General features: G+C 72.9%; 8 protein-coding genes and 1 pseudogene. 7 read left to right on the top strand and 2 right to left on the bottom strand.

Annotated elements, in window-relative coordinates; genetic code table 11:
* Both ACEZDG_RS03805 and ACEZDG_RS03800 read left to right on the top strand, forming a co-directional pair.
* A pseudogene (locus tag ACEZDG_RS03805) lies at positions 1 to 1,159 on the top strand (hypothetical protein); the annotation flags it as partial.
* A 75-nt stretch (positions 1,160 to 1,234) separates the two neighbouring features.
* Entirely contained in the window at positions 1,235 to 2,044 is an 810-nt protein-coding gene (locus ACEZDG_RS03800; RefSeq protein WP_380502253.1) for a tetratricopeptide repeat protein, read from the top strand.
* An 85-nt stretch (positions 2,045 to 2,129) separates the two neighbouring features.
* Here ACEZDG_RS03800 and ACEZDG_RS03795 read toward each other — a convergent pair whose 3' ends face one another.
* Positions 2,130 to 3,461 (bottom strand): DUF1015 family protein, encoded by a 1,332-nt coding sequence (locus tag ACEZDG_RS03795; protein ID WP_380502195.1) that lies wholly within the window; start codon positions 3,459 to 3,461, stop codon positions 2,130 to 2,132.
* A 43-nt stretch (positions 3,462 to 3,504) separates the two neighbouring features.
* Between ACEZDG_RS03795 and ACEZDG_RS03790 the strand changes: the two genes are divergently transcribed.
* Positions 3,505 to 3,954: a tetratricopeptide repeat protein gene (locus tag ACEZDG_RS03790; protein WP_380502193.1), complete on the top strand. Its 450-nt coding sequence runs from the start codon at positions 3,505 to 3,507 to the stop codon at positions 3,952 to 3,954.
* Positions 3,955 to 3,965: 11 nt separating this feature from the next.
* A complete protein-coding gene (locus ACEZDG_RS03785) occupies positions 3,966 to 5,003 on the top strand; it encodes an HAD-IIA family hydrolase (protein ID WP_380502191.1) in 1,038 nt (345 codons plus the stop codon).
* 7 nt (positions 5,004 to 5,010) lie between these two features.
* Here ACEZDG_RS03785 and ACEZDG_RS03780 read toward each other — a convergent pair whose 3' ends face one another.
* On the bottom strand, positions 5,011 to 5,358 hold the full coding sequence (locus tag ACEZDG_RS03780) for a sterol-binding protein (RefSeq protein ID WP_380502189.1): 348 nt from the start codon (positions 5,356 to 5,358) through the stop codon (positions 5,011 to 5,013).
* 120 nt (positions 5,359 to 5,478) lie between these two features.
* Between ACEZDG_RS03780 and ACEZDG_RS03775 the strand changes: the two genes are divergently transcribed.
* From ACEZDG_RS03775 to ACEZDG_RS03765, 3 genes are read left to right on the top strand one after another with little or no spacing between them, the layout of a single operon-like run.
* Positions 5,479 to 6,336 (top strand): hypothetical protein, encoded by an 858-nt coding sequence (locus ACEZDG_RS03775; RefSeq protein ID WP_380502187.1) that lies wholly within the window; start codon positions 5,479 to 5,481, stop codon positions 6,334 to 6,336.
* Positions 6,329 to 6,505, top strand: coding sequence for a hypothetical protein (locus tag ACEZDG_RS03770; RefSeq protein ID WP_380502185.1), 177 nt, complete (start codon positions 6,329 to 6,331; stop codon positions 6,503 to 6,505). The genes ACEZDG_RS03775 and ACEZDG_RS03770 overlap by 8 nt, the downstream gene beginning before the upstream one ends.
* A 44-nt stretch (positions 6,506 to 6,549) precedes the next feature.
* A complete protein-coding gene (locus ACEZDG_RS03765; protein ID WP_380502183.1) occupies positions 6,550 to 7,362 on the top strand; it encodes a TlyA family RNA methyltransferase in 813 nt (270 codons plus the stop codon).
* Positions 7,363 to 7,425 lie beyond the last annotated feature (63 nt).

Genomic DNA, 7,425 nt, shown 5'->3' with positions numbered 1-7,425 from the left:
CAGTGGTGGCGGTAGCTTCCGTCGTGACGACCGGCCGTCCGGTGGTGGGTTCAACCGTGATGACCGTGGTCCGCGTCGTGATGACCGCCCGTCCACGGGTGGTGGGTTCCGTCGTGATGAGCGTCCGTCCTCTGGCGGCGGCTTCCGTCGGGATGACCGTCCCTCCGGTGGCGGCTTCAACCGTGACGACCGTGGTCCGCGCCGGGACGACCGCCCCTCGACCGGCGGTGGGTTCCGTCGTGACGACCGCCCGTCCGGCGGGTACGACCGTGGGCCGCGTCGCGATGACCGTCCGTCCAGTGGTGGCGGTAGCTTCCGTCGTGACGACCGGCCGTCCGGTGGTGGGTTCAACCGTGATGACCGTGGTCCGCGTCGTGATGACCGCCCGTCCACGGGTGGTGGGTTCCGTCGTGATGAGCGGCCTTCCTCCGGCGGCGGGTTCAACCGGGACGACCGGCCCCGTAGTGGTGGCTTCAACCGTGACGACCGCGGCCCGCGTCGCGATGACCGTCCGTCGACCGGCGGCGGGTTCCGTCGCGACGACCGGCCCTCGTCCGGTGGCGGCGGGTACGACCGTGGTCCGCGTCGGGACGACCGCCCGTCCACGGGTGGTGGGTTCCGTCGTGATGACCGCCCCTCGTCCGGTGGTGGCTTCAACCGCGACGACCGTGGTCCGCGTCGCGATGACCGGCCGTCGACCGGTGGTGGGTTCCGTCGGGATGACCGTCCGTCCGGTGGTGGGTTCAATCGTGATGACCGTGGTCCGCGTCGTGATGACCGTCCGTCCACGGGTGGTGGGTTCCGTCGTGATGAGCGGCCTTCCTCCGGCGGCGGGTTCAACCGGGACGACCGGCCCCGTAGTGGTGGCTTCAACCGTGACGACCGCGGCCCGCGTCGGGACGACCGTCCGTCGACCGGTGGTGGGTTCCGTCGTGACGACCGGCCGTCCGGCGGGTATGACCGTGGGCCGCGTCGCGATGACCGGCCGTCCAGCGGTGGTGGCAGCTTCCGCCGTGACGACCGTCCGTCCTCCAGTGGCGGGTACAACCGGGACGACCGTGGTCCGCGTCGTGATGACCGCCCGTCGACCGGTGGTGGGTACCGTCGTGACGACCGCCCGTCCTCGGGTGGGGGTTACAACCGGGACGACCGGCAGGGGGACGAGCGGCGGAGTGAGCCGGTTCGCCGGCTGCCGATCGACGAGGACATCACCGGGCAGGAGATCGACGGTGATGTGCGGCAGGAGCTGATGAGCCTGCCGAAGACGCTGGCTGACGATGTCGCCAAGAACCTGGTCATGGTCGCGCGGCTGCTGGACGCGGAGCCGGAGGAGGCGTACGCGTACTCTCGGGTCGCGCTGCGGCTGGCGTCGCGGGTCGCGGCTGTGCGGGAAGCGGCTGGATTCGCCTCGTATGTGACGGAGCGTTACTCGGAGGCTCTCACTGAGTTCCGTGCCTCGCGGCGGATGACCGGGCTGGCCGACCTGTGGCCGGTGATGGCGGACTGCGAGCGCGGTCTCGGCCGTCCGGAGCGGGCGCTGGAGATGGCCGGTGCACCCGAGGTGAAGCAGCTGGACAAGGCCGGGCAGATCGAGATGCGCCTGGTCGCGGCCGGTGCGCGCAGCGACATGGAGGAGTTCGACGCCGCCGTGGTCACGCTGGAGTGCTCCGAGCTCGGCTCGAACTCGGTGCAGCCGTGGACGGCCCGTCTGCGGTACGCCTACGCCGACGCGCTGATCGGCGCCGGCCGGGCGGACGAGGCGCGCGAGTGGTTCGCCAAGGCGGCCGAGGCCGACCAGGACGGATCCACCAACGCCGCCGAGCGCCTGGCGCAGATCGACGGCATCGAGTTCGTGGACGCGCTGGACCCCGACGTCGAGATCGATGACGAGGCCCAGGTCGAGACCGCCGGGGACACCGGGGACACTGAGGACGACGACACGGAGTTCGCCGAGGGCGACGGCGAGGACTACTATGAGGACGACGACGAAGAGGACGAGGAGGAGGGGGTTGTCACTCCCTCCGACGAGACCAAGCGCGACTGAGCGACTCACCCACTCACGTGAGTGAGTGACCAGCTGAACGACTGTGGCCCGCACCGGGGGAACCGGGGCGGGCCACAGTCGTTTCTCAGCGGATCAGGAGGCTGCGCAGGACCAGCCCGGTGGCCGGTTTCGGGCCGAAGGAGGTGGACTTGCGCGGCATCGTCACGCCCTGTTCGGCCAGGCGGCGGACCACGCCCTCCTCGACCGGGTGCAGCAGCACGGCCGTTCCGCCGTCCCGCGCGGCCTCGCGGACGGCGGCGGTGGTGTCGTGGAGGTAGCCGATGTGCTCGGGCGCGTCGGGGACGTGCCAGACCCGGTCCAGCAGGACCGAGTGCAGCACCGTGGCGTCGAGCCTGCGGTACTCCTCGGGGCGGTCGGGCGGGACGGCGGCGTCCAGGGTGGCCCGGTCCGGTCCGGTGAGCAGGTGGAAGGCGCCGTCGCCGGACAGTACGAAGGCGTTGGCGCCGTCGGCCTTGGCCGCCGCCAGGGCCGTGACGGCGTCCTGCTGGGTGCCGCGGAGGGCGGTGGTCCGCCAGGCCGGGCCCAGGGCGGCGAGGGCCTTGTCCAACGGGAGCTGGTGCAGCACCCGGTGGATGGCGCGGACCCGGAGCGGGTAGCGGGCGGTGTCGACCAGCAGCACCAGGCCGCGGTCCCAGGGGCTGTGCGCCAGGTAACGGTGTTCCCGCTGCAGCCGCAGGTACATCGCCCAGCGGTGGTGTCCGTCGGCGATCAGGGCCCGGCAGGTGGCCAGGTCGGTGCGGACGGCGGTGATGTCCGCCCGGGCGGTGACGGCCCAGAGCCGGTGGGTGGTGCCGTCGGCGGTGGTGCTGGTGAGCAGCGGCTCGCCGGCCACTGTGCGTTCGACGACCTCGGCCGCGCCGCCGTCGCCCCGGTAGGTGAGCAGCAGCGGCTCCAGGTTGGCCTTGGTGGTGCGCATCAGCCCGACCCGGTCGGCGACCGGGCGGGGCATCACGTCCTCGTGCGGGAGCACCACGCCCGCGCTGGGGCCGCTGACGGCGAGGGCGCCGATCAGGCCGCGCTGCAGCACTCCGTCGGAGGTGTGCTGCTCGTAGACGTAGAGGGCGGGCTCCGGGTCAGCGGTCAGCACGCCCTTGCGCTGCCACTCGGCCAGCAGCCGGGCGGCACGGCGGTAGCCGCTCTCGGCGGTGGGCTGGGGACGGGGCAGGATCAGCCGGACGATGTTGTGCGGATCACCGGTCTCCAGCAGCAGCCGCCCCTCCGGGTCCACCACGTCGTACGGCGGGGAGGTGACGGCGGCGAGGGAGCTGACCCGGGCCGGGTTGTAGCGCAGGCCCCGGAAGGGGGCCAGCGACAGTCCGGCGGCGGCCACCCGGCCCGCGTCCCCGTACCTGAAATCTCCTGGATCGTCTGCACTGTCTGCTCTCACTCTGGGCATGTTAACCGGGTATGCCCAGTTGGCTGAGGGGAGAGGAGCCGCGATGAAGGAGCGGACACATAGTGACGAAGGTGCTCCGGCCGGTGATGTGTACGACTGGTTCCGGCGCGGAAGCGAGCTGCTGGAGAGCGGGCATCCGGGGGCGGCGGAGCAGTTGCTGACCCGGGCGGCGGCGGCCGAGCCCGGGTCGACGGCGATCAGGGAGGCGCTGGCGCGGGCGCAGTTCGACGCCGGGGCCTACCCGGCGGCGCTGGAGAGCTTCCGCGAGCTGGCGGGGGCGGATCCGGCCAATGACTACGCCCAGTTCGGCTGGGGGCTGACCGCCGCGCGGATCAGGGACTTCGAGGAGTCGGCGGTGCATCTGGCCCTGGCGGTGGCGATGCGCCCCGACCTGGCCCACTACCGGGCGGCGTTGAAGCAGACCAGGGCCACGCTGAAAGCGCGGGCCGGGGGATTCGATAACGTCGGGCAGGACGCACGCCCGGACGAGTAGGAAGAACCCAGATGCCTGAGCAGCCGCTGCACCGGATCTACGACACCGCCCTGCTGGATCTGGACGGGGTGGTGTACGCGGGGCCGCAGGCGATCGAGCACGCGGTTGAATCCCTGGCCGAGGCACGGGAGGCGGGCATGCGGCTCGCCTATGTCACCAACAACGCCTCCCGCACGCCCAAGGCTGTGGCCGCGCACCTCAGCGAGCTGGGGGTGCCCGCCGAGCCGGAGGACGTGATCACCTCGGCGCAGGCGGCGGCCCGGGTGGTGGCGGGAAAGGTGCCCGAGGGTTCGAAGGTGCTGGTCATCGGTGGTGAGGGCCTGGTCGAGGCGGTGCGCGAGCGCGGCCTGGAGCCGGTGCGCTCGCTGGACGACGACCCGGCGGCGGTGGTGCAGGGCTACGACGCCACGGTCGGCTGGCAGCAGCTGGCCGAGGCCTCCTACGCGGTGGCGAAGGGGCTGCCCTGGGTGGCCTCCAACACCGACCTGACCATCCCGACCGCGCGGGGCACCGCGCCCGGCAACGGGACGCTGGTCGCGGCGGTGCGCACGGCGACGGGCGTGGAGCCGGAGGTGGCCGGAAAGCCGCTGCCGCCGATGCACCGGGAGACGATCCTCAGGACCGGGGCGAAGCATCCGCTGGTGGTCGGGGACCGGCTGGACACCGACATCGAGGGGGCGTTCAACGGGGGCGTGGACAGCCTGCTGGTGTTCACCGGCATCAGCCGGCCCGAGGACCTGCCGGAGGCCCCGGCGAAGTACCGGCCCACCTACCTGGCCGCCGACCTGCGCGGGCTGCTGCGGGTGCAGCCCGAGCTGGTCGCCGGGGACGGCGGCGCGTACAGCTGCGGCGGCTGGACGGTGACGGTCGCCGACGGGGCCCTCAGCCTGGGCGAGGCGCGCGGGGAGGACCCCTACGACGGGCTGCGGGCGCTGTGCGCGGCGGCCTGGGCCGCGGCCGATGCGGACGGCGCCGACGGTGGCGGCGGCGCGAACGATGGCGGCACGACGCCGAAGTGGCGGGACGCGCTGGCCGCGCTGGGCCTCTGACTCCCGGTCAGAGCAGCTTGCGGAGCTGGAGCAGGTCGCGGATGCCCGCGTCCAGCTTGACCCTGCCGGTGGCCCACGCCGAGGCGAAGTTGAGCTTGCCGTTGACCAGGGCGACCAGGTCGTCGCCGGTCATCGACAGCCCGATCTGGGCCTTCTCGGCGGGGCGCCCCGGGCTCTCGGTCAGACCGGTGATGGTGCCGCCCTGGAGCCGTCCCGAGAAGGTGATGTCGAGATCGGTGATCCAGCAGGTCAGCGAGCGGTCGAGGGAGGCCGCGGTGCGGACGTTTCCCTCGGCCTTGCCGAGGTTCCGGCTGAGCTGCTCCAGTGCCGCGCGGCACTCGGCGGGGTTGGCCATGGTGCGCTGTGCTCCCGTTTGTTCTGGCGGATGGGCGGATTGTTCTGGTGGTACCGACGTTGCCCGACGCTACCGCAGTGGGCCTGGGTGAGAGACTGGGAGCGAGAGAGGGAGACCTGTATGCGCGACGTAGTGCGTGACTGCCTCAAGGTCGTGGCGGAGGCCGCGGGCGGGGTGGTCGTGGTGGTCGAGGAGGCACGGAAGCGTGCCGAGGACGAGCTGCGCGGGCGGGTGCCGGAACCGGTGCAGGAGGCGGTGGCCGGGGTGGTCGGCGCGGTCCGCACTGAGGCGGACAAGGTGTGGAGCCGGCTGGGCGACGGTGTGGTGCAGGTCGGCGTGGTGCTCGAGTTCCTGGAGCAGCAGGTCCGGCAGCTGCAGGGCGGGACGGAGTCGGTCCCGGGTCCGGCCTCGGAGCCGGACTCGACCTCGGCCTCGGCCGAGGACGAGCCCCGTCGGGGGCGGGCCGAGCAGGCGTTCCCCGCCGCGCGGAGCCGGTCGGCGGCGTCACGGCCGCGCCCGGTGCGGGTGGTTGTGGACGAGGACCCCGAGCTGGCCGCCGCGGCGGCGCGGCGCAGGGCGGCGGTGCCGGGGATGAAGAAGACCGCGGAGCGGCGCGCCGCGGCAGCGCCGGTCGCGCAGACCCCGGCGAAGCCTGCGCCGGCGAGGCCCGCGGCGGCGAAGAAGGCCGCGACGAGGCAGGCGCCGGCGAAGAAGGCTGTCGCGAAGAAGGTCACGGCGAAGCCGGTACCTGCGGCGAAGCAGGCGCCCGCGAAGAAGGCTGCGGCCAAGAAGACCGCCGCCAAGAAGGTCGCGGAGAAGCCCGTTGCCGCGAAGCAGACGGCCGCGAAGAAGAGTGCCACCAAGCAGGCACCGGCCAAGAAAGCCCCGGCCAGGAAGACCACCGCCAAGCAGGCTCCGGCCAAAACGGCTCCGGCCAAGGCGGCGCAGCCCGGGCGGGGCGGGGTCGGGGATGAGTGAGGCGGTGCCGCTGGAGACCGGGCACGGGGCCGTCGACGGGGCGCTGGCGCGGCTCGCGGAGTTGGACGGCGTGCCGGTCGAGGCGCACGCGGAGGTGTTCGAGGGCGTGCACCAGGTCCTGCGTGACACCCTGGGTGCCCTGGACGCACCGCGCCCCGGCCTCTCGTAGATCTTCGTCGTAGGAACCACACAACCGCAGGAGCTGAACCGCACGTGGCAGTCGCACGACGCCGTCTGGACGCTGAGCTGGTCCGCCGGAACCTGGCCCGGTCCAGGGAGCACGCCAGTGAGCTGATCGCCGCCGGGCGGGTCTCGGTGGGCGGCGCGACGGCGACCAAGCCGGCCACGCAGGTGGAGACCGCGGCGGCGGTGGTCGTCGCCAAGGACGACAACGACCCCGACTACGTCTCCCGCGGCGGCCACAAGCTGGCCGGGGCGCTCGCGGCGTTCGTGCCCGAGGGCCTGGCGCTGGAGCGGCGGCGCTGCCTGGACGCGGGCGCGTCCACCGGCGGGTTCACCGATGTGCTGCTGCGGGCCGGGGTGGACCGGGTGCTGGCCGTGGACGTCGGCTACGGGCAGTTGGCCTGGTCGCTGCAGAGCGACGAGCGGGTGACCGTGCTGGACCGGACCAACGTCCGCGAGTTGACGTTGGATCAGATCGGCGGGGAGCCGGTGGACCTGGTGGTGAGCGATCTGTCGTTCATCCCGCTGGGCCTGGTGCTGCCCGCGCTGGTCGGCTGCACGGCGCCGGAGGGCGATCTGGTGCTGATGGTGAAGCCGCAGTTCGAGGTGGGCAAGGAGCGGCTCGGCAGCGGCGGGGTGGTCCGCAGCGCGCAGCTGCGCCAGGAGATGATCGAGAAGGTGGCCGGGCAGGGCGCGGCGCTGGGTCTCGGTGTGCGCGGGGTGGTCGCCAGCCCGCTGCCGGGGCCCTCCGGCAATGTCGAGTACTTCCTCTGGTTCCGGCGCGACGCCGGTCCTTTGGACCCGGCCGACGCGCACCGGGCGGTCGTCGAAGGCCCGCAGTAGCCGGGGGTGGCAGCCGGTAGGGTCGGGGAACTGCACACAGTGAGGACCGACCGGGCCGAGGGC

The organism is Streptacidiphilus alkalitolerans, assembly GCF_042511045.1.
In the GTDB taxonomy this organism is placed as follows: Bacteria; Actinomycetota; Actinomycetes; order Streptomycetales; family Streptomycetaceae; genus Streptacidiphilus; species Streptacidiphilus alkalitolerans.
The sequence above is the reverse complement of the archived record's forward strand: the minus strand, read 5'-3'. Positions and strand labels throughout refer to the sequence as shown.

Coding starts and splice junctions, on each gene's coding strand:
- ACEZDG_RS03795 (WP_380502195.1), bottom strand. CDS start 3,461: ATGCCCAGAGTGAGAGCAGACAGTGCAGACGATCCAGGAGATTTCAGG.
- ACEZDG_RS03790 (WP_380502193.1), top strand. CDS start 3,505: ATGAAGGAGCGGACACATAGTGACGAAGGTGCTCCGGCCGGTGATGTG.
- ACEZDG_RS03785 (WP_380502191.1), top strand. CDS start 3,966: ATGCCTGAGCAGCCGCTGCACCGGATCTACGACACCGCCCTGCTGGAT.
- ACEZDG_RS03780 (WP_380502189.1), bottom strand. CDS start 5,358: ATGGCCAACCCCGCCGAGTGCCGCGCGGCACTGGAGCAGCTCAGCCGG.
- ACEZDG_RS03775 (WP_380502187.1), top strand. CDS start 5,479: ATGCGCGACGTAGTGCGTGACTGCCTCAAGGTCGTGGCGGAGGCCGCG.
- ACEZDG_RS03770 (WP_380502185.1), top strand. CDS start 6,329: ATGAGTGAGGCGGTGCCGCTGGAGACCGGGCACGGGGCCGTCGACGGG.